Raw genomic sequence first — 23,539 nt, forward strand, 5'->3', positions numbered from 1 at the left:
CGGGAAGGTCCGGCGGTGGGCCGGCGCGCAAGGACGTGTTCGGGGCGCGGAGTATCCCGGAAGCCCCGCGAACGCGCAATCTCCTCAGCCGATGGTGGACAGCGAGGGGAACGTCTCGATCAGCCAGTAGCTCACATGGGCGATCCAGCCGGACATGAAGGCGATGCCGGTGAGCACCAGCAAAGCGCCCATGGCTTTCTCCACCATCGGCAGCATCTTGCGCATGTGGACGAGGCTGCGCAGGAACGGCCGCACGGCAAACGCCGCCGCGAGGAAGGGCACGCCGAGCCCCAGCGAATAGATGGCCAGCAGCCCCGCCCCCTTCGAGACCGTCGCTTCCGAGCCCGCCACCGCGAGGATGGCACCGAGAACCGGGCCGAGGCACGGCGTCCAGCCGAAGGCGAAGGCGAGGCCCATCACGAACGCGCCCCACAGCCCCGTCGGCTCATGCACATGCGCCCGCGCGGTGCGATGCAGAAGATGGATACGGAATACGCCAAGGAAGTTCAGCCCCATGACGATGATGGCGAGCCCGGCGATGATGGACAGCACGTCGAGATGGGCGCGCAGAAGGTCGCCGATGGCCGAGGCCCCCGCCCCCAGTGCCACGAACACCACGGTGAAGCCCGAGACGAAGAGCCCCGCCCCGACCAGCGCGCGCCGCTCCACCTCCTTCACCGGCTCGGCGCCGGCGAGGTCTTCCAGCGTGCTGCCGCCGAGAAAGCACAGATAGGGCGGCACCAGGGGCAGGACGCAGGGGGAGACGAAGCTCGCAAGGCCGGCGAGGAAGGCGGCAGGCAGGGTCACGTCGGCCATTCTTGGGTCGCGGCTCTCTTCTGGTGGACGGGAACGCCCCTCTTTGCGCTCCTATTGGCGCCCCCAGCCTGCCGGAGCAAGCCACACATCGCCGCGCTCGCCGGCTTGTGAGCGGCGCCCTGCGCCGATGGCGCGCAACGCCGGCCCTTGCGGACGCCGCAATTGAAGGACATTTCAGCACCATGAGCGACGAGCGCACTTCCCCCCGGCGGCCGCAGGTGTTCCGCCTCGACGAGGCGAACATCACTTTGGCTCCGCCCGAGATGGCGGAGGTGGAAGCCGCCTTGCCCGTCCCTGTACCGGCAAAGCCGAAGCGCGGCTGGGGCATGTCGCTCGCGGGCCTGTTCTGGTCTGCCCTCGGCGGCGTCCTGAGCCTTGCCGCCTATGTGGGACTGAGCAAGCTGATCGAAGACCTCTATGCCCGCGCGCCGTGGCTCGGCTGGGTCGGCATCGGCGTCACCGCCCTGCTTGTCATCGCCGCCGTGCTGATCGTGGCACGCGAGGTGGCCGGCCTGTCGCGGTTGGCGCGCCTCGACGACATCCGCGACCGCGCCGAGCGCGCCCTGGCCGAGGACGACCGGCCGCTTGCCGAAGGCGTGGTCAAGGATGTGCTGAAGCTGTCTTCCCACGCACCGACCCTCGCCCGCGCGCGCATGGATCTGGAAGGCCATCTCTCCGGCATCATCGACGGCGCCGACCTTGTGCGCCTCGCCGAACGCACGCTGTTGCCGTCTCTCGATGCGCAGGCCCGGCAGATGGTGTCGGATACCGCCCGCAACGTTTCCGTGGTCACCGCCGTGTCGCCGCGCGCGGTGGTGGACCTCGCCTTCGTGCTCTACAGCGCCGTGACGCTGATGCGCCGCCTCGCCTATCTCTATGGCGGACGTCCGGGCGCGCTCGGCACCTTCCGACTGGTGCGCCATGTGCTCGGGCATCTCGCCGTCACCGGCGGCATGGCGGCGGGGGATACGCTGGTGCAGCAGCTCGTCGGCCAGGGCCTTGCCGCGCGGCTCTCCGCCCGGCTGGGGGAGGGCGTCGTGAACGGCCTGCTCACGGCCCGGCTCGGCCTTGCCGCCATCGCGGTGACACGGCCCCTGCCCTTCACCGCCCTCCCCGCCCCGCGCCTCGCCGACGTGGCCACCGGCCTGATGCGCAAGGTGGAGGAAGAGGAAGCCGCCGCCTCACGCCGGTAAGAGGTGCCGCGGCAGCGCGTCGGGCGTGTAGCCGACGGGACGGTTGCGCCAGATCATCTCGGCCGTGGGCCACACCACGAACGCGCCCAGCGCGCCCAGGAACAGGGCGAACGCCCATTCCCGCTGAAGCATGGCGAAGCCGAAGACCGCTAGCAGCCCCGCCAGCGCAGCGAGGCCGGCCGCGACCATCATCCAGAAGCGCAGCGGGGCATAGCCGCCCCGGCAGCGGGGTGCCACGGCCGAAGCGGCGAGCGCCCGGTGCAGCGCCCGCACGAAGGCTGCGTAATCCTCCCTTTGGTCGCGCACGCCGGTCAGGGAGATGCGCGAGGCGGACCCCGCCTTGAGCCGCGTGCCGTCGCGCCCGGCAATCTCCATCTCGAAGCTCGGCGCGGCGAACTTCGCCGGCTGGAAACGCAATTGCACAGCTGTGATGTCCGCCAGCGCCAGCCGCCCCTCGCGCGGGCCGATGCTCCAGAGCAGCGCCTCCGGCACCAGCTCCAGCCGCACGCCCGCACCGCCGAGGCGGGGAAGATGGGAATAGGCGATCGTTCCCGGAGGATAGGCGGCCGTCACGTCAGCTCCCGCATGGCGGCGTCGATGCCCTGCACGGTGAGGGGGAACATGCGCCCTTCCAGAATGTGGCGCATGAGGCGGATGGATTCCGTATAGCCCCAGTGGGGCTCCGGCACCGGGTTCAGCCAGACCGCCTTCGGGTAAGTGGTCAGCAGGCGTTCAAGCCAAAGCTTCCCCGGCTCTGCATTGTTGTGCTCAACGGAGCCGTTGGCGAAGGTGATCTCGTAGGGGCTCATGGACGCGTCGCCCACGAAGATCAGCTTGTAGTCGTGGCCATAGGTGTGCAGCACATCGAACAGCGGAATGCGCTCGGACGCCCGGCGGGCATTGGATTTCCACACGCTCTCATAGACGCAGTTGTGGAAATAGAAGTGCTCGAGGTGCTTGAACTCCATGCGCGCGGCGGAGAACAGCTCCTCCACCTGCTCCACATGCCAATCCATGGAGCCGCCCACGTCGAGGAACAGCAGCACCTTCACCGCATTGCGCCGCTCCGGCCGCAGCTTCACGTCGAGATAGCCCTGGCGGGCGGTCTCCCGGATGGTGCCGTCGAGGTCCAGTTCGTCCGGAGCGCCGACGCGGGCGAACTTGCGCAGGCGACGCAGCGCCACCTTGATGTTGCGGGTGCCGAGTTCCACCCCGTCGTCCAGGTCCTTGAACTCGCGTTTGTCCCAGACCTTCACCGCGCGGAAGTTGCGGTTGCCGTCCTGGCCGATGCGCACGCCTTCGGGATTGTAGCCATAGGCGCCGAAGGGCGATGTACCGGCGGTGCCGATCCATTTCGAGCCGCCCTGGTGCCGCCCTTTCTGCTCCTCGAGCCGCTTCTTGAGCGTCTCCATGAGCTTGTCGAGGCCGCCCATGGCCTCGATCTGGGCCTTCTCCTCGTCGGTGAGGTGCTTCTCGGCCAGCTTGCGCAGCCACTCCTCGGGGATGGAATGGCCGTCCTCCCCCAGCGCCTGCTCCAGCCCCTTGAAGCAGCGGCCGAACACCTGGTCGAAGCGGTCGAGGTGGCGCTCGTCCTTCACGAGGCTCGCGCGCGCGAGATAATAGAAGGCGTCCACCTGCCGGCCCGCCACGTCGCGGTCCATGGCCTCCATGAGGGTGAGATATTCCCGCACCGAGACCGGCACGCCCGCAGCCTTGAGCGCCTCGAAGAAGGCAATGAACATCCCGCCCTCGTCCTTCCAACGCCATGTGTCTCCGGCGAACCGGGACCGGATCGCAAGCATAGCGCGCCCGGCCACTGCGACGCAAAACGAGCTTCCGCCACGGCGGCCTGCCCAAAAGAAAATGCCCCGGCACCGGCCGGGGCATTTCTGATCGGGTGAGGTCCGCCGCCCTGATGGCGGCGGAATTGCTCAGTTGTAGCCGAAGAGGTTGTTGTTGCTGCTCGTCATGCTTTCCACGGTCAAGGCGCCGAGGAGCACGAGGTTCAGGAACTTGGTGAGTTCCACCGAACCGGCGTTGCCGATGTAGAGGATGTCCTTGTCTCGCATGGGCACTTTCGTCGAGAGCAGGTAGCCCGTCGGCTCGCGGAAGTTCACCTGATAGATGGTGGCGATCCGCTTCTCCGGGAGGTTGGAGACGTCGACGCCCATCCGCTCCAGCGTGGTGCGGTTCTCGATCCGGAACAGGAAGGCCGACTGCGGGTCCGCCTGCGTGTCCACGAGGCCCGACGCCTTGGCCACTGCCTCGCTGAGGCTGATGGAGTCGTTGTCGAAGTTGATCTGGCCCTGCTTGCCGGTGGCGCCAAAGGCCAGGAAGGTCCGCGGGCGGCTGAAGATGTAGATGGTGTCTTCCGGCTGCAGATAGACGTTGTTCGCGGGCTCGCGCACCAGCCGGTTGAAGCTGATGGTCGCCTCGCGGCCACCGCGCTGCAGGGTCACGAACAGGTCGTAGCCCTTGCTGGACGTGGCGCCAGCCCTGCCGAGGGCATCCAGAACCCTCACGCCGGTCGAGGTGAGCGGGAAGCGGACCGGGGCGCTCACCTCACCGATGACCGTCACCGAATTGGCCCGCTGCTCCTTCACCGCCACCACCGCCTGTGGCTCGATGGCTCGGTTGCGGAGCCGCTCGACGATTTCCTTCTCCACCTGAGAGGGCTGGAGACCGGCGGCCCTCACCTGTCCAGCGTAGGGCACGGAGATATTGCCGTTCGGATCCACGGTCTGGAGGGGGATGTCGACAAAGTTGCCGGCGCGGGACGCCGCCTCGGCCGGGATGAACAGGCCGCCCGAGGAGGCTTCGAAGATCGACACGCCGACGACGTCGCCGACACCGATCTTGATGTCCGGAACCGGACGGCGATCGTTGCGGAAGGTGCCGATCAGGCCCTGAGAGTCCATGGTGGCGAGCACGCTGACCACTTGGGCACTCAGCGGCACGAGCTTGTAGCTCAGGCCGTCCGTGTCCTGCGTCGCGGGATTGGTCACCTCGACCGAATACGGACCGGATGCGGGAAGGAGATTGCAGCCGGCCAATGCGACGGATACGGCGACCGATACGGCCATCCCCGTCGCGCGACGGAACCGTCCAAGCCAATTTTCGGTGGCAAAAAGCACTGCCAGAACCCCCGTGGGATACGTGCTTCTACCTAACACGACGGGCAGGGAGGGCATATTGCAGAGCAGCACAGAAATGGCTCAACGACGCCGTTTCACACCCCATGTGGCTCAATGGCAACAGGAAAAACCGTACCTCGGTAACGCCGTGATCGGGTGTAAAGGTTAATGGTGCCGGAGGAGCGATAGTCTCGCTTTTTGCGAGCTTTGCCGAGGCCGCGACTCAGCGTCCACAGCCACATGCCGCAACGGCATGGATTCAGGTTGCGATGAGGAACCGGTCCGCGCCCTCGAGCACGAGGCAGGTCAGGTGGCCCGTGGCATAGGCGCCGGTATCGATGTTGATGCGGTTGCTGAGAACCTCCGGGTCCTTCATCGGCGTATGGCCATGAACGACGCAGTGACCAAACCAGTCCGGATGGTCGAGGAACTCCCGCCGGATCCACATCATGTCTTCTCGGCTCTGCTCTTCCAGGGGGATGCCCGGGCGCAGGCCGGCGTGGACGAAAGCGTAGTCGCCACAGACGAAGTAGCTGGAGAGCTGGCGCAGGAACGAGATGTGCTCAGCAGGAACGGCGGCGCGCCATTCGTTCCACAGCCGCGCCTCGTCGGCGCCCGGCGCCGGACGGATATAGGAATAGACGGTCTCGAGCCCGCCCATGCGCAGCCAGCGCGAGAAGGAGTCCTGCGACAACAGGGACTCGAGCATCACCGCTTCATGATTGCCGGAGATGCAGATCGCCTTGTGGTCGCTCTTCCGCTGCAGCAGGGCATCCAGCACGCCGGACGATTGCGCGCCGCGGTCCACATAATCGCCGAGGTAAACCTCGACGCAGTCGGGACCGGGATGAGCGGCCATGTCCTCGTCGATGGCGGCCTGGAGGGACGTGAGCAGGTCGAGACGGCCGTGGACGTCCCCAACGGCATAGATGCGCATGTGGTCCGGGACGAGCGGGATGGCCGGATCGTGGAAGTGTTCTGTCACGGTGCTGTTCGGGCGGATCTTCAGCATCGTCATGTCCGCAACATCCCTGCTGGTGTCAATGCCCCCGCACGAACCACTGGCAAGTCCCTAATATAACGCACGAGTTCGATTCTGGCGATCATTTAGTTGCAGCGCAACAATAACAACACACACAAGCGTGAGTGGTGCAGCATTCTACCGCAATGCGGTAGCGGGGGAGAGAATGGCGTTTGATGTCGCGGCCCTGTCGGTCCTTTTTGAGGCCCTGCTTGGCTATCCGGCCGGCCTCGTGCGGCGGATCGGTCATCCCGTGATCTGGATTGGCCGACTCATCCTTGTGCTGGACCACCGGCTCAACAGGCCGGGATTTGCCCCCGGCCGGCGGCGCCTGATGGGTGTCGTGACCGTTGCGCTCGTGCTCGCGGCGGCCGCCCTGCCGGCTCTCGCGCTGGAAGTCCTTCTGCGCCCCCTCCCCTTCGGCATCATCATTCTCGGTCTCGCGGGGTCGAGCCTCATCGCCCAGCGCTCGCTGCACTGGCACGTGGCGCGGGTGGCCGAGGCGCTGGAAGGCGGCAGCCTCGCTGCGGCGCGCGAAGCCGTCGGCCATATCGTGGGCCGCGACCCTGAGACGCTGGACGCCTCGGGCGTCGCCCGCGCCGCCATCGAGAGCCTTGCGGAGAATTTTTCCGATGGCGTCGTCGCGCCGACCCTCTGGCTCAGCGTGGCCGGTCTTGCGGGGGGCGCGGCCTACAAGGCGCTCAACACCGCCGACAGCATGATCGGACATCTCACCGAGCGTCACGCCGCCTTCGGCTGGGCGGCAGCGCGGGCGGACGATTACGTGAACCTGCCCGCCTCGCGCCTTGCGGGCATGCTCATCATTGCCGGAGCGGCGCTGACGCCCGGCGCCCGTCCGCGCCATGCCCACCGGGCCATGCTGCGCGATGCGCCGCGCCACCGCTCGCCCAACGCGGGCTGGCCGGAGGCGGCCATGGCGGGGGCGCTCGGACTGCAGCTCAACGGGCCGAAGGTCTATGCGGGCGTGCTCACGCAGGACGCCTACATGGGCGACGGCCGGCGCGAGGCCACGGCGCAGGACGTGCGCATGGCACTCAAGGTCTACCGCCGCGCGGATGCCCTGATGATCCTGCTGGTGCTGGCCGGCGCGGGCTTGACGCTGCTGGTCTGATGGCTCAGCGCGCAAGAGCCAGCAGACGGTCGAGATCGAGGTGCGCGGCGAGATGCGCCGCCAGAGCGTCCAGCGTCGCCTCCACGCCATCCTCATAAGCGATGCCGCCGCCCTCCCCGCCCAGCCGGCGGAGCACGGCCGCGCGGAAGGCATCGGAGGCGAACAGGCCATGCACATAGGTGCCAGCGACACGGCCCGAAGCCGAGCGCGCGCCTTCCGGCCGCCCATCGGAGAGATGCCCGTAGGGCCGGGCGCAATCGACGCCATGGGTTGCGCCCATGTGCATCTCGTAGCCGTGGAATTGTGCCCCCTCGGCGGTCCCGCTCACCTCCTCCAGCCGCTTTTCGCCGGTCAGCACCGTATGGACATCGAGCAGGCCGAGGCCGCGGGCGATTGTCGTCTCGCCCTCCACGCCCTCGGGATCGGCGATGGTCTGGCCCAGCATCTGGTAGCCGCCGCACAGGCCAAGGACCGCGCCGCCGCGCCGGGCGAACGCGAGGATGTCGTGATGGAGGCCTCCGGCTTTCAGCGCCGTGAGATCGGCGATGGTCGCCTTGGAGCCGATCAGCAGCACGAGATCGGTGTCGAGTGGCAAGGTCTCATGGGGGCGGATGCGGCGCACCTCGACGGCCGGCTCGGCGTCGAGTGGATCGAGATCGTCGAAATTGGAGACGTGGGGCAGGATCGGCACGGCGATGCGGAGCCGCGCCCCGGCCTTGGGCGGCGGCGGTGCAGACAGGGCAAGGGCATCCTCCGCCGGCAGGCGGGCGGCATCGGGAAAGTGCGGCACGAGGCCGAGGGCATCCCAGCCGGTCAGGCGCGCGATCAGGTCCATCCCGGAGGTGAACAGCGCCGGGTCACCGCGGAAGCGGTTGACGATGAAGCCCCGGATCATGGCCGCGTCGGCCGGATCGATCACCGCCTTCGTCCCGGCGAGGCTGGCGATGACCCCGCCCCGATCGATGTCGCCGATGAGCACCACGGGCACGTCCGCCGCCCGCGCGAAGCCCATGTTCGCGATGTCGGCGGCGCGGAGATTGACCTCGGAGGCGCTGCCCGCCCCTTCCACCAGCACGAGGTCGGCCTCCGCCTTCAGGCGCGCGAAGCTGTCCAGCACGGCGGGCATGAGGGTCGGCTTGAGGGACTGGTAGGCGGCGGCCTTGGCCTTGCCGTGGACCTGTCCCTTCACCACCACCTGCGCGCCGCTCTCGCCCTGCGGCTTCAGCAGCACGGGATTCATGTGAACGCTCGGGCGCACCCGCGCGGCCCGCGCCTGAAGCGCCTGGGCGCGGCCGATCTCCCCGCCGTCCGCCGTCACGGCGGCATTGTTGGACATGTTCTGCGGCTTGAATGGCCGCACCGCGAGGCCGCGCAGGGTGAAGGCACGGGCGAGGCCGGCGACGATGAGGGACTTCCCCACATCCGACCCCGTGCCCTGGAACATGAGCGTGCGCGCCATCAGAACTCGATGCCCGGCTGCGCCTTCACCCCGGCGGCGAAATGGTGCTTCACCAGCCCCATCTCCGTCACCAGATCGGCGGCGGCGAGAAGCTCCGGCTTCGCATTGCGCCCAGTGACGACAACATGCAGGCCGGGGCGCCGCGCCTTGAGGGTGGCCACCACGTCGGCGAGGTCGAGATAGTCGTAGCGCAGGGCGATGTTCAGTTCGTCGAGGATGAGGAGGGCGATGGTCTCGTCCGCCATCAGCTCGCACGCCTTGCCGAAGGCACGGGCGGCAGCGGCCTTGTCACGGGCGAGGTCCTGCGTCTCCCAGGTGAAGCCCTCGCCCATGGTGTGCCAGCTCACGCGATCGCCGAAGGCCTGGAAGGCCTCCTGCTCGCCGGTCTGCCAGGCACCTTTGATGAACTGCACCACGCCGACCCGCCCGCCACGCCCCAGCATCCGCAAAGCGAGGCCGAACGCCGCCGTGCTCTTGCCCTTCCCGGGGCCGGTGTGGACCACCAGCAGGCCCTTCTCGATGGTCTTCTCGGCCACCTCCTTGTCCTGCACCGCCTTGCGCTTCTCCATCTTGGCGCGATGGCGGGCGGCGGCCTCGTCATCGAGGGGGGGCGGGGCGACGGGATCGCTCACGGGGTTACGTCCTTCACGGTCAGGGGCAGCCCGGCCACCACCAGCACCACCTTGCGGGCGCGGGCGGCGAGGCGCTGGTTGAGGAGGCCGGCGGCGTCACGGAAGCGGCGGGCCAGCGCATTGTCGGGCACGATGCCGAAGCCGACCTCGTTGGCGACGCAGAGGGTCGGCCCCGGCCGGGCGGCGAGGGCAGCCTCCAGCGCCGCCGCCTCGGCGTCGAGGTCGTGCTCGGCGAGGAGGTGGTTGGTGAGCCAGAGGGTGAGGCAATCCACCAGCACCGGCCGATCCGGAGGGAGCGCGCCGAGGGCGGCGGCGAGATCGAAGGGCGCCTCCACTGTCTCCCACCCCGCACCGCGACGGGCGCGATGAAGGGCGACGCGCGCCTCCATCTCCGGGTCCGGCTGGCCGCCATAGCCGAGTTGGGCGGTGGCGACATAGGTCCATGGACCCGGGTGCCGCACGGTTTCGCCTTCCGCGAACCGGCTTTTCCCCGAGCGCGCACCGCCGAGGACCAGGACGAAATTTGCCTCGGCAGGACCGTTGCGGGGCGCCAGCGCCATCAAACGCACACTCCTGAGCGGGGACCAGGTGGCGTACGTGTCGCCCTGGAATTGGGGCGGCCTGCAGGGCCGATCCGGCACATCCTCATCCCGTTTCCCCTCAACCCCAGCTTGGCGGACCAGGCGCGACTATAGGGGCCACCCCCATGCCCGCAAGGCAGGCCGACGATAGCGAGGAGAGCAGGATACCTCTTTCCTCTGGCCGACTCGGTGTTTCGTCCAGCTGCCGCCGGGGACCTGCGACCGCCCTCGGGGCAGAGACGACGAGCGGCAAAATGCTTTAACAAACGAATTATTATGTATATTTCTCAATGGTTTATGGTTAATATTTAACTTTAAGAGGCACTCGCAATTTAGATAATGCCATTTCTCAAAGAAGAAATGCTATATTTTTCAGAATCTTACCGCGATATCCCGCTACAGATTAGGGGAAAAGATGCACTTAAAGTGCTGCATTAAGACTTTATGTTTTTATGATAATGGACTGATTTAAATAGATAATTTCTTGATAGGATTAAAGTCTTAGATCCTGGGTGGGCTTATGGCTTTTCGGCTTCGGACAATCTGCCCCCCTACCCCGGTCCAAAATACGCGCCGCCTCTCCCCGCTCATGAGTCGCCCCGGAGCAGGGTCTCACGTAGGGGAAAAGGTTCATTGGCCGCATAAGCCGCGCAACCTGCTTGCTCGCCTAGGCATTAAACCCGCGGCGTGGATCAGCCGGCGCAATTGTTGGCCTGACGCAGGGTAAGACTTGCCCCCACCCGCAACAGGCGGCTCAGGCCGCCGCGCTCAGCCTCTGTAGGGCCTGCCACACGTCGGCAGCGGAGATGTCGGCGAGGCAGGGCGGCCCTTCCCGCACCTCCGGGGCGATGCGGCAGCTGGCCTTCTCGCAGGGGGCGCACTCCCGCCGCGCCTTCAGTTCGCGGACGCGGGCTCCGAACAGGCCGGTGAGGACCGGATTGGTCGGCCCGTAAAGACCGACAGTCGGCACGCCACAGGCCGCAGCCAGATGGCCGAGGCCGGTGTCCACCGTCACCACGCCTGCGGCGCCGGCGATCTGCGGGGCAAGTCCCTCCAGCCCCTGCGGCGGCAGCAGGCGGACATTGTCACGCCCTGCGGCGATGGCCTCGGCACGGGCGCGCTCTTCGGCGCCGTGGGCGAACAGGCGCACCTCCATGCCCGCCTCCCCCGCCAGCGCGGACAGGGCGCGCCAGCCGTCGAGGGTCCAGGTCTTCGTCGGCCAAGTCGTGCCATGCAGGAAGACGAGATAGGGCGCGCCGGCGGGCGCCGGACGCAGCCCCGTATCAGCGGACAGGCCCTCGAGCCCGTAGCCGAGCGATGCCGCGAACAGCTTGCGGATGCGCACGGCCATGTGCTCCACCTCGGGCACATGGTGACGCGCGCCGTAGAGCAGGCTGGCCAGCCCCTCCCGCGCGCTCTGCCGGTCGAATCCGTGTCGGGGGCCACGGGCGAGGGCGGCCACCGCCGCGCTCTTCATCAGACCCTGCCCGTCGATGACCAGATCATAGGGCTCGGCCGCCAGCGCCGCCCTCACCCGTCCGGCCTCCCCATTGGAAAGCGCGGCCATCGGCCGGCGCAGCATGCGGCGGAGCGGAACGGTGATGGTGCGGCGGACGGCGGGATGGAGCCGGGCCACCGGCGCGAAGGCCTCCTCCACCGCCCAGTCCACCGTGAGGCCGGGCACGCGGGCGGCGGCATCCGTCAGCGCGGGGAAGGTGTGAACCACATCCCCCAGCGACGACAGCTTCACCAGCAGCAGCTTCATCGGCGCATTTGCTCGGCCGCGGCGAGGACTTCCTCAGCGGCGATGCCTTCGAGGCACGCCAGCGTCTTGAGAGGGCATTCCCGCTTGTGGCAGGGCCGGCACGGCAGGTCGCGCGAGACCACGCGGGCGAAGGGCGAGGCAGGAGGCGTCATCTTCTCGGACGACGCGCCGTAGATCACCACCAGTCGGCGGTCGAAGGCGCCGGCGATGTGCATGAGGCCGGAATCGTTGGAGATCACCACGTCCGCGCCGGCGAGGATGGCCGCAGCCTCGATGAGCGTCGTGCGGCCGACCAGATTGTCCACCGGAACGCCCGCCGAGGCCTCGATGGCGCTCGCCGCCTCCGCATCCTTGGGCGAGCCGAGGATGCGGATGCGGTAGCCGTCCTTCACCGCCAGCGCGGCAAGGGCGGCGAATTTGGCGGCCGGCCAGCGCTTGGCAGGACCGTATTCGGCACCGGGGCACAGCACCATCACCGGCCCTTCGCCAGCGAGGGGGTATTTGGCGGCAGCAATGTCCACGGCGCCGTCCGGCAGCATCAGGCGCGGGCGCGGCGCGCGGGCGATGGAGCCGGGCGGCAGGCCAAGGGCGACGAAGCGGTCCAGCGTGCGGGCGGTCTTGCGGTCGGGATCGGGGCGGGCATCGGTGAGGAGCGCGCTGCGCAGCTCGGCGCGGTAGCCGACACGCTCGGGAATTTCTGCGGCGAGCGGAACGATGGCGGCCTTGAATGCCCGCGGCAGGATGATGGCCTTGCCATAGCCCTCGTTGCGCAGGGCACGACCCGCCTTCCAGCGGGCGAGGAGGCCGAGTTCGCCATGGCCCAGCCCCAGCGGGATGGTGCGGCGGACGCCGGGGATCATGCGGGCGACGGGAAGGGCGGCGGGCGGCGCCAGCACATCGATGGGGCGGCCCGGCTCACGCAGCCGCAGCACGTCCACAAGGCTCGCCGCCATGACCATGTCGCCGACCCAGGACGGGCCGACGAGCAGAAGCGGCGAAACGGAACCGAGGGCACGCATGCGAAAACTCGCGGGGTGGAACGCCCCGCGTCATGACAAGGCGGACCCGCCGCGTCAAGCACGCTGGCCCGGACGCGGCGGCCGTTGAGGAGCGGAAGCTCAGGCGGCCGGACGGATCGTCTTCTCGACCGACGACTTGATCGGCTCGGACGAGTCGGCGGCGACCTTCTGCGCGAGCGCGGAGAGATCCTTGGCCTGGCCGGTCAGCGCCTCGAACTGCTTGCGGGCGTGGCCGGTGGAAAGCTCCACGGCTTCGGCGACGGTCTTGGCGGTCAGCAGCGAATTGAAATAGTCGAACGCCGAGTTCACGTTCGATTGAACCGCCTCGAGCACCTTCGCATTGTACTGGGCCACGCCCTTGGAGGCGGTGGTGGCGCTGTCTTCGAGGGCGGCATTCACCTGCTCGGCCGCGGCCTTGAGCTTGCCGTAGTTCTCGCGGTAGGCGGCGAGGCCCTTTTCGGCGATCTCACGCACCGCCGGCGGCACTTCGACGCCGGGCACGGAATGGGTCGAGAACGCCTTTTTCGCCGCCTCGATCTGATCCTGATAAGCCTTGATGAAGGTGTCGTTCATGTCATCCTCGGAAACGGGGCATGGCGATCCGTGCCGAGGTGCATTGCTGCAGTGCCAACTTTGACGAGACGCAAGGCGCAGCGCCGTGCAACGACTTGCGTGTTGGACGTTCAAAGGTGAGCTGTGTTAACCCCGACGCTAGGGTTATACAGCAGTAAACGTGCAGCGCAAAATGAAATTCTGCGCTGCACAAGTCAAGCTTCCGTGCGTACAGCGGTACGGCCCGGACTGGTAGAGTAATCCCGTCAGCCCTGCTGGTTGGGATCCGTGGCCTTGGCCGCGGCGGCCTGGGCCTCGCGCACCGCGGTCTCGCCCACCGTCTTGAGATCCTGAGCCACTGCCTGCGCGCTCTGGGCGGCGGAGGCGGCGAGGGTCTTGAGCCGCTCGGCAAGGGTGCGGGCGTGCTCATCCATGGTGCGCACGGCGTTCTCGCCGAGCGCCTTGGCGTCGTCGCCGAAGGCCTTCGCCTGTTCGGAGACGTTCTTGAGCTGGTTGGTGAGGAACTCGGCCTGCAGGCCCATCATTTCCTGCGGGCTCTTGGCCGCGACCAGCTTGTGCAGGAAATCAAAGCTTGCCTCGACATTGGCTTCCATCAGGCCGATGGCCTTCTGGCGGAAGTCCTTGATATTGGAGCGGACCTCCTCGATATGACCTTCGCTCTCGCCGACCGTTTCCCGCGCGTTCTGAAACAGGGTCTCGAACGCCTGCCGGGCCTGCGCCACGTTCTTCTCGGCAATGGCCCGCATTTCGGGGGGCAGTTCCAGCTCCGGACCGAACTTTGTCGTCATGACGTCTCTCCTCCGGTGTCGGGCGGCGCAAGCCACCGCGAAGCGACCGATCTTAGTCTACGGTACTGCCGCTTCGCCAATATGAATGGCGGCCAACGCTGCGAAGTTGCACTGACGTTAATCAATAGGGGCGAGAATATGAGCCGGCGGGATTGGGCCCGCCTCCGTTCACTCCTCCACCGCAAGGTGCGATCCTGCAGAATATGACGCAGCACAACGGCAGCCCGGACGACCCGCCTCCCGCCTCGGAGAAAGGCGGGGACGCCATCACGTCCACGCTGCCCGGCGCCGACGCGGTGCTGGCGCCCCTGGCGCGGCAGGACTTCGTCTCCTTCCTCCTCGACGCCGGCTCGGGCCGCGTCCTGGCCGCAACGTCCGCCGCCGCGCGGATCGCCATCGAGCCGGGCAAACCCGCACCAGAGCCCGTGCTGGCGGCGGCCCCTCGCCTGGCGCGACGCACCGCCGCCGGTTTCGGCGTCGCGCGCCTGCGCCTGCCCGGCGATCTTTCGCCCCGCACCGTGCGATTTGCGGCGCTCGCCCTGCCCTCGGGTCCGGCGCTCCTGTTCGCGGACCCGGCCGCATTCGCCCCTTCCCGTGCCGCGCCTCCCGTCGTCCGCCCAGACACGGCGCCGGCCGTGCCGGCGGCGCTGCGCCCCCTGCTCGCCCAGCCCCTGCGGGTGACGTGGGAAAGCGATGCCGACGGCAGGCTGCGCGCCCTCTCTCCCCTGTTCGCGGCGGCACTCGGCGGCCGCGCCGCCACCTTCCTCGGCGCCAGCTTCGCGGAGCTGGAGCGCGCCGGCGACCTCGTCGACGCCGATGCCCTGGTGGAAGCCATGGCCTCCGGCGAAAGCTTCACCGAGCGAACGGCGACGGTCCCGGCGATGGGCGTCGAATCCCCGCTCGACCTCAGCCTCGGCGGTGCCCCGCTGTTCGATGCGGAGCGTCGGTTCAAGGGCGTGCGCGGCTTCGGCATCGTCACGGCTGCCGAGGCGCCGCTTCCGCTGTCCGCGCACGCACCCCATCCTGCCCCCCGCGCGCCTGAACCCGCGGTCTCCTTCGGCCGGAATGTGGTCCCGCTCAGACAGGGCAGCCTGTCGCCGCAGGAAAGCTCCGCCTTCCGCGAGATCGCCCGCACCCTTGCCGCCGCCATCGAAGACTGGCCGAGGATTCCGCCGGACACCGAACCATCCGCCGATCTCGATGCGGCGCAGGCCGAGCCGCAGCCGCAGTCTGCCTCCGGCGACGAGGCGGAGTTGCTGGACAAGCTTCCGGTGAGCCTTCTGGTGCAGCAGGAGGGCGCGCTGGTCCATGCCAACCGCGCCTTTCTCGCGCTGACCGGCTGGACCGGGCTCGACGCGCTCACGGAGGCCGGCGGACTGGAGGGGATCCTCACCCGGGAATCCGGTGCCCTTCATGTGCTGACGCCCGAAGGCACCCGCCTGCCGATCGAGGTTCGCCTCGTCGCCGCACCGTTCATCGGCCGGCCGGCGCTGATCCATGTTATCCGCCCGCTCGACAAGGCCGGCGACGACCGCGAGGCCCGGGCGAGTGCCCGTCGTGCAGCGCTGGACATGGTACCCTGGCCCGTCTTCCTTCTGGAGATGGACGGCACCATCCGCCTCGCCAACCTGGCGGCGGCGCAGCGGCTGGGCTTCCCGGCCAATGACCTCGCCGGCGAGCCCTTCACCACCGCCATCGCCCCGACCGATCGTGCGGAGGCCGTCGCAACCCTCGACCGCGTGCGGGACGAGGGCGCCTCCGCGCAGGTGGTGCTGGCGCTGCGCAACCGCGAGGGCGAGGTGCTGCCGGGGCTCGCGGCCGTGACCCGCGCCGGCGCCGAGGACCAGCTTCTGTGCGTCGTCATCGGTCCGGTCCCGGAGCCGTCCCGCTCCGAGCCGCCGCCCGAAGCCGCTCCCGCGGCGAACCTCCTGCCGCGGCTCGCCGGCCGCCTGCGCGCGGGCATCGAAGGCCCCATTGCGATCCTGCGGGAGGCGCCCGCCGAGGGCCTGAGCGATCCCCTCCGGCAGGCCCTCAAATCCCTGAGCGACACCCTCGACGACCTCACCGCGCTGTCCGAGCCATCGACGGCGGAAGCGGTTACCTGCGACGTGTCGGCGGCGGTGCGCGCCGCGGTGGCCACGCTCGTTCCCACTGCGCGGCGGCGTCGGCTGGCGCTGCGCCTCGACGATGCCGGAGGCGTCACGGCCAAAGCCGCCGAAGAGTCTCTCAACGAGCTCGTGGCGATGCTGGTGGAAGAGGCCGTCGCGGCCACGCCGGCGGGCGGGGCGGTGGCGGTCTCGGTCTACGCCGTGGACGACGGGGACATGGGACCGCGGGCCATGGTGCAGTTGAGCGACGCCGGCGCAGGGCTCGACGCTACGGCAGCGGCGGCGGCGCTCGATCCGCTATCGGGGCTTTCGGCGGACGACCGTTTCGCCGCCGAGGGACGTCCCCTGCGTCTTGCCCGCATGGCGGAGGCCGCGCGCAGCCTCGGTGGCGCGCTGGAGATCGACCCGGTCGGTATGAATCAGGCCGGCGAAGACCTTGGCCGGCGCCGGGGAATGATCGCCCGGCTCACATTGCCTGCCTGAACCCACCCCATTGAAGGTGCCGGGCCACCAATTGGGTGGGATCCGTACAATGGAACAACTCCATTGTGCAGGCGAAAGCCTGTCCAGGCGGCGTGCGACGCACCATGTCGCATATCTACGTAGTTGACGAAACCGGCGAGCTTCTGCGAAAAACGTAATAGAAACAAGTTTTTAGAAGCCTTCCAAGTTAGCTTCGAGCCGCGCCATGATCGTTTGTTCATGCAACGTCTTTTCAGACCGCCAGGTGCTTGATGCGCTTGCCGGCACCCCTTTGCGCTCCCCCAGCGAAGTTTATCGCTGCCTCGGCTGTTCGCCCCAGTGCGGACGCTGCGCCCGGACCATCCGCACGCTGATGGATCAGGTTCAGGCTCACGACTGCGGCGCCTGCGCCGACGAATGTCCCGTCGCGGGACTTACCGGAATGGTCGCGGCCGAATAAGCTTCCTAAAAGCACGGCCAATCGCCCGGTGACCCGCCGGGCGTTACCGCTGGGTACCTTGCCACCACATTAGAATTAGTCTAACGCTTAATCCAAACTAACTGTCCTTACGGCACCAGGAGCTGATAATGAAGGGCGATCCGAAGGTTATTGAATACCTCAATCGGGGCCTGCGCTCTGAGCTGACCGCCATCAATCAGTATTGGCTGCATTACCGAATGCTCGACAATTGGGGCTACAAGGCGCTGGCCAAGAAGTGGCGCGCCGAGTCCATCGAGGAGATGGTGCACGCCGATAAGTTCACCGACCGCATCCTGTTCCTCGACGGCTTCCCGAACATGCAGGTGCTCGACCCCCTGCGAATCGGCCAGGACGTGAAGGAAATCCTCGACTGCGATCTCGCCGCCGAGCTGGACGCCCGCGCCCTCTACCAGGAAGCGGCCACCTACTGCCACTCGGTGAAGGACTATCCGAGCCGCGACCTCTTCGAGGAGCTGATGGCGGACGAGGAAGGCCACATCGACTTCCTCGAGACCCAGCTGGACCTCGTGTCCAAGCTCGGCCTGCAGCTCTACGCCCAGCATCACATCGGCGAGCTGGACGAGGATTGATCCCTCCTCCCTCTGCCCGATACCGACACAAAGCCCGGCCCTTGCGCCGGGCTTTTTGTTTGGACCTCCAACTAGATTGGAGAAAGTATAAACTGGACGATCAAGCCCCAAAGCATTTCGGAATTAGATAATTTCCAATGTTTCCGGCCTCACACCCTTCTTCATTGACCCTTCGTAACGCCCCGGGCTAGCCAATTCTCCGCAGTCTTGTCGTGCTCGTTCCGAGCCCGCGTGTGGGGATTTCAATGGGTCGCCTTCATCTCTTGCGCAGCCTTCTCGCCGGTGGCGCACTGCTTGTCGCGGCGCAGACCGCCAGCGCCCAGCAGGTCGTCAACGTCTACACCACCCGCGAGCCCGGCCTTGCCGCCCCCCTGTTCGAGGCCTTCACCAAGGCGACGGGCATCGAGGTGAAGAGCGTCTTCATCAAGGATGGCCTCGCCGAGCGCGTGAAGGCCGAGGGCGCCGCCTCCCCCGCGGACGTGCTGATGACCGTGGACGTGGGCAACCTGCTCGACGTGGTGGATGCCGGCGTCACCCAGCCGGTGACGTCGCCTGCCCTCTCCGCCATTCCCGCCAACCTGCGCGATCCGGCGGGCAACTGGTACGCCCTCTCCCTGCGCGCCCGCCTCGTCTACACGGCGAAGGATGAGGTGAAACTCTCGGCCATCACCTACGAGGATCTGGCCGACCCCAAATGGAAGGGCAAGGTCTGCATCCGCTCCGGCCAGCACCCCTACAACGTGGGGCTGGTGGCGGCCTACATCGTCCATCACGGTGAGGAGAAGGCCGAGGCGTGGCTGCGCGGCCTCAAGGCGAACCTCGCCCGCAAGCCCGCCGGAGGCGACCGCGAGGGCGCCCGCGACATCCTCGGCGGCATCTGCGATCTGGCCGTGGGCAATTCCTACTATGTGGGCCTGATGCGCTCGGGCAAGGGCGGTGCGGATCAGAAGAAGTGGGGCGATGGCATCAACGTTCTGCTCCCCACCTTCCAGGGCGGCGGCACCCATGTGAACGTCTCCGGCGCCGCCGTGGCCAAGAACGCGCCCCACAAGGACGCGGCCGTGAAGCTGCTGGAATTCGCCATCTCGCCCGAGATGCAGGCGGTCTACGCCAAGCAGAACATGGAATATCCCGTCATCACCTCCGCCGAGGTCGATCCCATCATCGGGGCTCTGGGCCCGCTCAAGGTCGATCCCATCCCGCTGGTGGACATCGCCAAGAACCGCAAGCGCGCGAGCGAGCTCATCGACAAGGTCGGCTTCGACAACTGACGGCCGATGGCTGAGACCACACTGACCGGCGAGCCGCGCACGACGCGGCTCCGCCTCCCCCGCCACCTCTCCCCGCTCCTTCTGGCGTCGGGAGTGGTGGCTCTTTTCGTTATGCTGCCGCTTCTTGCCCTCGCCGGCATCGCCGCGCGCGGGTCCGGCGACATGTGGCCCCACCTCATCGCCACCGTGCTGCCCGATGCGCTGGCCGAGACCGGGCTGCTGGTACTCGGCGTGGGTGTGATGACGCTGGTGGTGGCCGTGCCGTGCGCGTGGCTGGTGGCCACCTGCACCTTTCCCGGCCGCTCGGTGCTGGAATGGGCGCTGCTGCTGCCGCTGGCAGTGCCGGGCTACATCGTCGCCTTCTCCTATCTCGATGTGTTGCACCCCCTCGGGCCGGTGCAGGAGGCGCTGCGCGCCATGCTCGGCATCTCCAGCCCGCGCGGCCTGCGCCTGCCGGATGTGCGCTCCACCGGCGGCTGCATCCTCGTGCTCTCGGCCGTGCTCTACCCTTATGTCTACCTCTCCGCGCGAGCGAGCTTCGTGCTGCAGTCGGCGGCCGCGCTTGAAGTGGCGCGCACACTGGGCGCCAGCCGCTGGCGCGCCTTCCTGCGCATCGGCCTGCCGCTGGCCCGCCCGGCCATCGTCGCAGGGTTGACGCTGGTGCTGCTGGAGGTGCTGGGCGATATCGGCGCCTCGGAATTCCTCGGTGTGCGCACCCTCACCGTCTCCATCTATTCCACCTGGGTGAACCGCTCGAACCTGCCCGGCGCGGCTCAGATTGCACTCGTCATGCTGGCCCTCGTGCTGGGCCTGATTCTTCTGGAGCGATGGGCGCGGCGGGCCCGGCGCTTCGTCGCCACCGGTTCGGCCCGGCCGCAGGCGCCGCTGCGGCTGACCGGGCTCCAGGGCCTCGCCGCCGCCGCCTTCTGCGCCCTGCCCGTGATGCTCGGCTTTCTCGTGCCGTTGCTGCACCTCTCCATCTCGGCCGCGCGGCGGATGGCGGAGACCGGCTTTCCCACCCGAATCGTCGGCGAAGCCGCGACCACCGCCGCCCTCGCCGCCGGCACCGTGACCCTCGCCCTCGGCCTCGGCCTCGTGGTGGCGCTGGGACAGCGGCTGACGCGCGTGCCGCTTGCCTCCGGCTTCGCCCGGGTGGCGAGCCTCGGCTATGCGGTGCCGGGCACGGTGCTCGCCGTGGGCCTGCTCAGCCCCCTCGCCGGCTTCGACAACGTGGTGGATGGGGCGATGAGGCAGGCGTTCGGCATCTCCACCGGCCTCCTGCTGTCGGGCTCGGGGGCGGCGCTCGTGATGGCCCTCGCCATCCGCTTCCTCGCCATTCCCGTCGGCGGCATCGAAGCGGGATTCGCCAAGCTCTCCCCGCACCTCGACATGGCGGCCCGCAGCCTCGGCTCGTCGCAGCCGCGCACAGTGCGGCGGGTGCTGCTGCCGCTGCTGCGGCCGGCCCTCGCCACTGCCGCCCTGCTGGTCTTCGTCGATGCCATGAAGGAGTTGCCGGCCACCCTCCTGCTGCGCCCCCTCGGCCTTGAGACGCTGGCGACCCACGTCTATGGCGAGGCGGCGCGCGGCACCTATGAGGACGGTGCGCTGGCCGCGCTGGTGATTCTGCTCATCGGGCTCGGGCCGGTGATGCTCCTCGCCCGCATGACCTCGTCCGCCCTCGCGGCCTCTTCCGACGGCGCACGCGGCGGCGCCTCGGCCCGCGACTAGCCGGCCGCCCCGTCCGCCCCCCAGCCATCAAAGCGACACAGAGCCCGCTAAAGGTGCGGCCACGATCCAACGTGGCCTCAGGCGTCGCGCGCATCGCCCCGCCTGCTCCCTCGGAGACCTCTGTATCTTCATGCTGCGTGTCGGCCAGAACACCCGCCGGGCCGGGCTCATCGCTGCATCCGCGCTGGGCGCGGGCGCTGCGCTGCTGCTCGTTGCCATGGCGGTGCTGCCTTTCCTGGTGCCGGCCGCCGAGCTCCGCCGGGTTGCGGCGCAGGCGCTCGCCGGCTCGACCGGCCAGAAGGTGGAGATCCTCGGCGAGCCGTCGATCCGCCTCTTCCCCTCCCCCCGCGTCGTGCTCGGAAAGGTCAGCTTCCCGCTCCCCGCCGGCCAGTCGCTCGACGCCGAGAACGTGGTGACCCGGCTCGATCTGCTCGAACTCGCAGCCGGGCGGGTGGCGGTGAACGACGTGATCGTCGAGCACCCCACCCTCGTGCTCACCGGCGAAGGCATGGCGCCCGCGCTCGGCATCGCGCCGGTGCTTGCTGCCACCGACCGGCCAGAGCTGCGTATTATCGACGGCACCATCGCGTGGCGCAGCGGCAGCGGCCTGACCCGCGAGCTGGTGAGCGGCATCACCGCCAGCCTCGACCGGGTGCTCGACCGCGCGGGCATCGCCGTCGCCATCCAGTTCGACTGGCGCGAGCAGCCGGTGAACGCGACGCTGTTCATCGACGACATCACCGCCTTCATGGCCGGCACGCCGGCGCCCATGCGCGTCTCCGTTGCGACGGACGGCGCCAAGGCCCGCTTCCACGGCCGCGCCGCGCTCGGCAAGGCGCCCACCATGGACGGCGCGGTGACGGCGGATGCCGATTCACTGCGCGACCTGTTCGACTGGGCCGGCATGGAAGCGCCGACCCGCAGCGGCTTCGGGCCGTTCTCCCTCTCCTCCCGCCTGAAGCTGGAGAAGGGCGAGGTGGCCCTGACCGAGGCAAGCGTCGATCTCGACGGCAACCGCGGCGATGGCGGCCTTCTGGTGAAGGTCTCCGGCGCGCGCCCGCTCATCCAGGGCACGTTTGCCGCCGATCACATCACGTTTGCTCCATACGGCGCCATGCGCCTGACCGGCGGCGAGCGGCAGGGCTGGGACCGGGGACCGGTCGATCTCTCCGCCCTCGGCGCCTGCGACCTCGACCTCAGACTCTCCGCGGCGCGGGTGGATGTAGGCGACACCGCGCTGTCCACCGTCGCCGCCAGCGCCGTCCTTTCGGCCGGCCGGCTCGTGCTCGCCATCGGCGAGGCCCATGGCTGGGGCGGACTGCTGCGCGCCTCCCTGACGCTGGCACCCGCGGCTGCAGACGCTTCCGGCACCCACACGCGACGGCCGGGCGCGGAACTGCGGCTCGAGGCGGAAGCGACCGACGTGGAACTCGCCCGCGCCCTCGATGACATCGGCGGCTTTCGCCGTATCGACGGCACCGGCACCCTCCAGCTCGACGTGACGGGGGCGGGACGCAGCATCCAGGACATCGCCGCGAACCTTCAGGGCAGCGCCGCTCTTACGGCGTCCAACGGCTATCTCAACGGCTTCGACGTGGCGCAGTTGCTGCAGCGGATCGAGCGCCGCCCGCTCTCCGCCGCCAGCGACTGGCGCGGTGGCCGCACCGCCTTCGCCGATCTCAACGGCCGCATCGCCATCAACGACGGCGTTGGCACCATCGAGGAACTGGCCATGCGCGGGCCGCGCGCGCAGATCGAGATGACCGGCTCGCTCTCCATCGCCCAGCGCGCGCTGGATCTCGCCGGCCACGCCGCGCTGCCGGCGACCAAGGGCGCGAAGACGGGCGCGATCGACCTGCCGTTCAGCGTCCGCGGGCCATGGGACGAGCCAAGCATCATGGCCGATCCGCTCAGCCTCATCGAACGCTCGGGCGCAGCCCTGCCGCTGCTGGAGGCAGTGAAGGGCCGCCTCACCGCGCCCGCAGCCGAGCGGGCGATGGATGGCGGCGCGTCGGCGGCCGACCCCCAGCAGCCTCCGGCGAACTGAGCGCCTCGCAGGAAGCCGAGACAAGCAGCAGACATGAAAAAGGCCGGCGCATTGGCGCCGGCCTTTTGATGTCTGTGACGTCCCCGGACGGATCAGCCCTTGAGGCTGGCCTGCATGGCGGCGCCGAGGCCCTTGAACGAGAGCGGCAGGATGACCGGCTGGCGCGAACCGTTCTCGAACACGATATCGCCCTTGCCGGAGCTGGCCTTGAGCGCCGCGAGCTGATCCTGCGTCAGCTCGGTCGAGGCGACGCAATGCTGGCCGCAGCGCTTGAAGGTCAACACCACATCGGCGACGCCGGGCACCTTGAGAGATACGTTGGACGGCAGCCACACGCCGGGCGGGGTGAGGACGATGAGGCGCACCGGGCCGCTCTTCTCGGCCCGCACCGCCACATGGGCGAGGATGTGCGCGAGATCGGGCGTCTGCAGCGTCTGCACCGCCTCGCAGCCGCGCTTGTCGTCCTTGCCCTTGCAGCGGACGGTCCAGTCGTCGTGCACCGAGTGGGTCTCGGTGGGGTCGGCAGGAGCAGCAGCAGGCGCAGCGGCCGGAGCCGGCGCGGCAGCCGTCTGGGCGACGGCGGGAAGGGCGAAGGCCGAAGCGGCAAAGACAGCGGACAGGAGCGAGAGACGGAAGGAAGGGATGAGACCGATAAGCGCCATCATTTACGTCCTCTCAATCGCACCCGCGCCCCGCAGCGGTGCCATTGGCGGGACATATCCGACAGCGGGCCCGTCAG

21 protein-coding genes are annotated in these 23,539 nt (G+C 68.5%); 8 read left to right on the forward strand and 13 right to left on the reverse strand.

Features of this window, described 5'->3' with window-relative positions; all coding sequences use genetic code 11:
- Positions 1 to 84: 84 nt before the first annotated feature.
- The gene (locus tag ACT535_RS04010) at positions 85 to 816 is read right to left on the reverse strand and encodes a cytochrome c biogenesis CcdA family protein (protein ID WP_476322357.1); all 732 of its coding nucleotides are present in this window, start codon (positions 814 to 816) and stop codon (positions 85 to 87) included.
- A gap of 182 nt (positions 817 to 998) precedes the next feature.
- Between ACT535_RS04010 and ACT535_RS04015 the strand changes: the two genes are divergently transcribed.
- The gene (locus tag ACT535_RS04015) at positions 999 to 2,009 is read left to right on the forward strand and encodes a YcjF family protein (RefSeq protein ID WP_476363428.1); all 1,011 of its coding nucleotides are present in this window, start codon (positions 999 to 1,001) and stop codon (positions 2,007 to 2,009) included.
- Here the strand turns inward: ACT535_RS04015 and ACT535_RS04020 are convergent.
- The 4 genes from ACT535_RS04020 to ACT535_RS04035 form a co-directional block, all read right to left on the reverse strand.
- Positions 1,998 to 2,582 carry a hypothetical protein gene (locus ACT535_RS04020; protein WP_476363429.1) on the reverse strand — a complete coding sequence of 195 codons (585 nt, stop codon included), beginning with the start codon at positions 2,580 to 2,582 and terminating at the stop codon, positions 1,998 to 2,000. The two genes, ACT535_RS04015 and ACT535_RS04020, sit on opposite strands and share 12 nt — an antisense overlap.
- Entirely contained in the window at positions 2,579 to 3,751 is a 1,173-nt protein-coding gene (locus ACT535_RS04025; protein ID WP_476363430.1) for a vWA domain-containing protein, read from the reverse strand. The genes ACT535_RS04020 and ACT535_RS04025 overlap by 4 nt, the downstream gene beginning before the upstream one ends.
- A 189-nt stretch (positions 3,752 to 3,940) precedes the next feature.
- Positions 3,941 to 5,092, reverse strand: a complete 1,152-nt coding sequence (locus tag ACT535_RS04030; protein WP_476363431.1) for a polysaccharide biosynthesis/export family protein — start codon at positions 5,090 to 5,092, stop codon at positions 3,941 to 3,943.
- Positions 5,093 to 5,402: 310 nt separating this feature from the next.
- Entirely contained in the window at positions 5,403 to 6,161 is a 759-nt protein-coding gene (locus ACT535_RS04035; protein WP_476363432.1) for a metallophosphoesterase, read from the reverse strand.
- Positions 6,162 to 6,330: 169 nt separating this feature from the next.
- Here ACT535_RS04035 and cbiB point away from each other — a divergent pair, with 169 nt between their 5' ends.
- Entirely contained in the window at positions 6,331 to 7,296 is a 966-nt protein-coding gene (gene cbiB / locus ACT535_RS04040; RefSeq protein WP_476363433.1) for an adenosylcobinamide-phosphate synthase CbiB, read from the forward strand.
- Positions 7,297 to 7,300: 4 nt separating this feature from the next.
- On the opposite strand, the gene ACT535_RS04045 is transcribed toward cbiB, so the two are convergent.
- From ACT535_RS04045 to ACT535_RS04075, 7 genes are all read right to left on the reverse strand, one after another.
- Entirely contained in the window at positions 7,301 to 8,755 is a 1,455-nt protein-coding gene (locus tag ACT535_RS04045; RefSeq protein WP_476363434.1) for a cobyric acid synthase, read from the reverse strand.
- A complete protein-coding gene (cobO, locus tag ACT535_RS04050) occupies positions 8,755 to 9,387 on the reverse strand; it encodes a cob(I)yrinic acid a,c-diamide adenosyltransferase (RefSeq protein WP_476363435.1) in 633 nt (210 codons plus the stop codon). Before cobO ends, ACT535_RS04045 begins: the two co-directional genes overlap by 1 nt.
- Positions 9,384 to 9,947 (reverse strand): bifunctional adenosylcobinamide kinase/adenosylcobinamide-phosphate guanylyltransferase, encoded by a 564-nt coding sequence (gene cobU, locus ACT535_RS04055; RefSeq protein WP_476363436.1) that lies wholly within the window; start codon positions 9,945 to 9,947, stop codon positions 9,384 to 9,386. Before cobU ends, cobO begins: the two co-directional genes overlap by 4 nt.
- A gap of 775 nt (positions 9,948 to 10,722) precedes the next feature.
- Positions 10,723 to 11,733 (reverse strand): lipopolysaccharide heptosyltransferase I, encoded by a 1,011-nt coding sequence (waaC, locus tag ACT535_RS04060; RefSeq protein WP_476363437.1) that lies wholly within the window; start codon positions 11,731 to 11,733, stop codon positions 10,723 to 10,725.
- The gene (gene waaF / locus ACT535_RS04065; protein ID WP_476363438.1) at positions 11,730 to 12,752 is read right to left on the reverse strand and encodes a lipopolysaccharide heptosyltransferase II; all 1,023 of its coding nucleotides are present in this window, start codon (positions 12,750 to 12,752) and stop codon (positions 11,730 to 11,732) included. Before waaF ends, waaC begins: the two co-directional genes overlap by 4 nt.
- A 99-nt stretch (positions 12,753 to 12,851) precedes the next feature.
- Complete coding sequence (locus tag ACT535_RS04070; RefSeq protein ID WP_168458082.1) at positions 12,852 to 13,325, reverse strand: phasin; 474 nt, start codon at positions 13,323 to 13,325, stop codon at positions 12,852 to 12,854.
- Between the two features lie 245 nt (positions 13,326 to 13,570).
- Positions 13,571 to 14,113: a phasin family protein gene (locus tag ACT535_RS04075; RefSeq protein WP_168458083.1), complete on the reverse strand. Its 543-nt coding sequence runs from the start codon at positions 14,111 to 14,113 to the stop codon at positions 13,571 to 13,573.
- A gap of 203 nt (positions 14,114 to 14,316) precedes the next feature.
- Here ACT535_RS04075 and ACT535_RS04080 point away from each other — a divergent pair, with 203 nt between their 5' ends.
- From ACT535_RS04080 to ACT535_RS04105, 6 genes are all read left to right on the forward strand, one after another.
- Positions 14,317 to 16,704: a PAS domain-containing protein gene (locus ACT535_RS04080; protein WP_476363439.1), complete on the forward strand. Its 2,388-nt coding sequence runs from the start codon at positions 14,317 to 14,319 to the stop codon at positions 16,702 to 16,704.
- 205 nt (positions 16,705 to 16,909) lie between these two features.
- Positions 16,910 to 17,143, forward strand: coding sequence for a (2Fe-2S)-binding protein (locus ACT535_RS04085; protein WP_081762651.1), 234 nt, complete (start codon positions 16,910 to 16,912; stop codon positions 17,141 to 17,143).
- A 128-nt stretch (positions 17,144 to 17,271) separates the two neighbouring features.
- Entirely contained in the window at positions 17,272 to 17,754 is a 483-nt protein-coding gene (gene bfr, locus ACT535_RS04090; protein WP_168458085.1) for a bacterioferritin, read from the forward strand.
- A 245-nt stretch (positions 17,755 to 17,999) separates the two neighbouring features.
- A complete protein-coding gene (locus ACT535_RS04095) occupies positions 18,000 to 19,025 on the forward strand; it encodes an extracellular solute-binding protein (RefSeq protein WP_476363440.1) in 1,026 nt (341 codons plus the stop codon).
- A 6-nt stretch (positions 19,026 to 19,031) separates the two neighbouring features.
- Positions 19,032 to 20,753 (forward strand): ABC transporter permease, encoded by a 1,722-nt coding sequence (locus ACT535_RS04100; RefSeq protein ID WP_476363441.1) that lies wholly within the window; start codon positions 19,032 to 19,034, stop codon positions 20,751 to 20,753.
- Positions 20,754 to 20,883: 130 nt separating this feature from the next.
- Positions 20,884 to 22,800 carry an AsmA family protein gene (locus ACT535_RS04105; RefSeq protein ID WP_476363442.1) on the forward strand — a complete coding sequence of 639 codons (1,917 nt, stop codon included), beginning with the start codon at positions 20,884 to 20,886 and terminating at the stop codon, positions 22,798 to 22,800.
- 92 nt (positions 22,801 to 22,892) lie between these two features.
- Here ACT535_RS04105 and ACT535_RS04110 read toward each other — a convergent pair whose 3' ends face one another.
- Positions 22,893 to 23,465: an invasion associated locus B family protein gene (locus tag ACT535_RS04110; RefSeq protein ID WP_476363443.1), complete on the reverse strand. Its 573-nt coding sequence runs from the start codon at positions 23,463 to 23,465 to the stop codon at positions 22,893 to 22,895.
- Positions 23,466 to 23,539: the final 74 nt, after the last annotated feature.

Source organism: Xanthobacter sp. DMC12 (assembly GCF_056314105.1).

Bases quoted from the DNA above. Each gene is read 5' to 3' on its own strand.
- ACT535_RS04010 (WP_476322357.1), bottom strand. From the start codon at position 816: ATGGCCGACGTGACCCTGCCTGCCGCCTTCCTCGCCGGCCTTGCGAGC.
- ACT535_RS04015 (WP_476363428.1), top strand. From the start codon at position 999: ATGAGCGACGAGCGCACTTCCCCCCGGCGGCCGCAGGTGTTCCGCCTC.
- ACT535_RS04025 (WP_476363430.1), bottom strand. From the start codon at position 3,751: ATGTTCATTGCCTTCTTCGAGGCGCTCAAGGCTGCGGGCGTGCCGGTC.
- ACT535_RS04030 (WP_476363431.1), bottom strand. From the start codon at position 5,092: ATGGCCGTATCGGTCGCCGTATCCGTCGCATTGGCCGGCTGCAATCTC.
- ACT535_RS04035 (WP_476363432.1), bottom strand. From the start codon at position 6,161: ATGACGATGCTGAAGATCCGCCCGAACAGCACCGTGACAGAACACTTC.
- cbiB (WP_476363433.1), top strand. From the start codon at position 6,331: ATGGCGTTTGATGTCGCGGCCCTGTCGGTCCTTTTTGAGGCCCTGCTT.
- ACT535_RS04045 (WP_476363434.1), bottom strand. From the start codon at position 8,755: ATGGCGCGCACGCTCATGTTCCAGGGCACGGGGTCGGATGTGGGGAAG.
- cobU (WP_476363436.1), bottom strand. From the start codon at position 9,947: ATGGCGCTGGCGCCCCGCAACGGTCCTGCCGAGGCAAATTTCGTCCTG.
- waaC (WP_476363437.1), bottom strand. From the start codon at position 11,733: ATGAAGCTGCTGCTGGTGAAGCTGTCGTCGCTGGGGGATGTGGTTCAC.
- waaF (WP_476363438.1), bottom strand. From the start codon at position 12,752: ATGCGTGCCCTCGGTTCCGTTTCGCCGCTTCTGCTCGTCGGCCCGTCC.
- ACT535_RS04070 (WP_168458082.1), bottom strand. From the start codon at position 13,325: ATGAACGACACCTTCATCAAGGCTTATCAGGATCAGATCGAGGCGGCG.
- ACT535_RS04075 (WP_168458083.1), bottom strand. From the start codon at position 14,113: ATGACGACAAAGTTCGGTCCGGAGCTGGAACTGCCCCCCGAAATGCGG.
- ACT535_RS04080 (WP_476363439.1), top strand. From the start codon at position 14,317: ATGACGCAGCACAACGGCAGCCCGGACGACCCGCCTCCCGCCTCGGAG.
- ACT535_RS04085 (WP_081762651.1), top strand. From the start codon at position 16,910: ATGATCGTTTGTTCATGCAACGTCTTTTCAGACCGCCAGGTGCTTGAT.
- bfr (WP_168458085.1), top strand. From the start codon at position 17,272: ATGAAGGGCGATCCGAAGGTTATTGAATACCTCAATCGGGGCCTGCGC.
- ACT535_RS04095 (WP_476363440.1), top strand. From the start codon at position 18,000: ATGGGTCGCCTTCATCTCTTGCGCAGCCTTCTCGCCGGTGGCGCACTG.
- ACT535_RS04100 (WP_476363441.1), top strand. From the start codon at position 19,032: ATGGCTGAGACCACACTGACCGGCGAGCCGCGCACGACGCGGCTCCGC.
- ACT535_RS04105 (WP_476363442.1), top strand. From the start codon at position 20,884: ATGCTGCGTGTCGGCCAGAACACCCGCCGGGCCGGGCTCATCGCTGCA.
- ACT535_RS04110 (WP_476363443.1), bottom strand. From the start codon at position 23,465: ATGATGGCGCTTATCGGTCTCATCCCTTCCTTCCGTCTCTCGCTCCTG.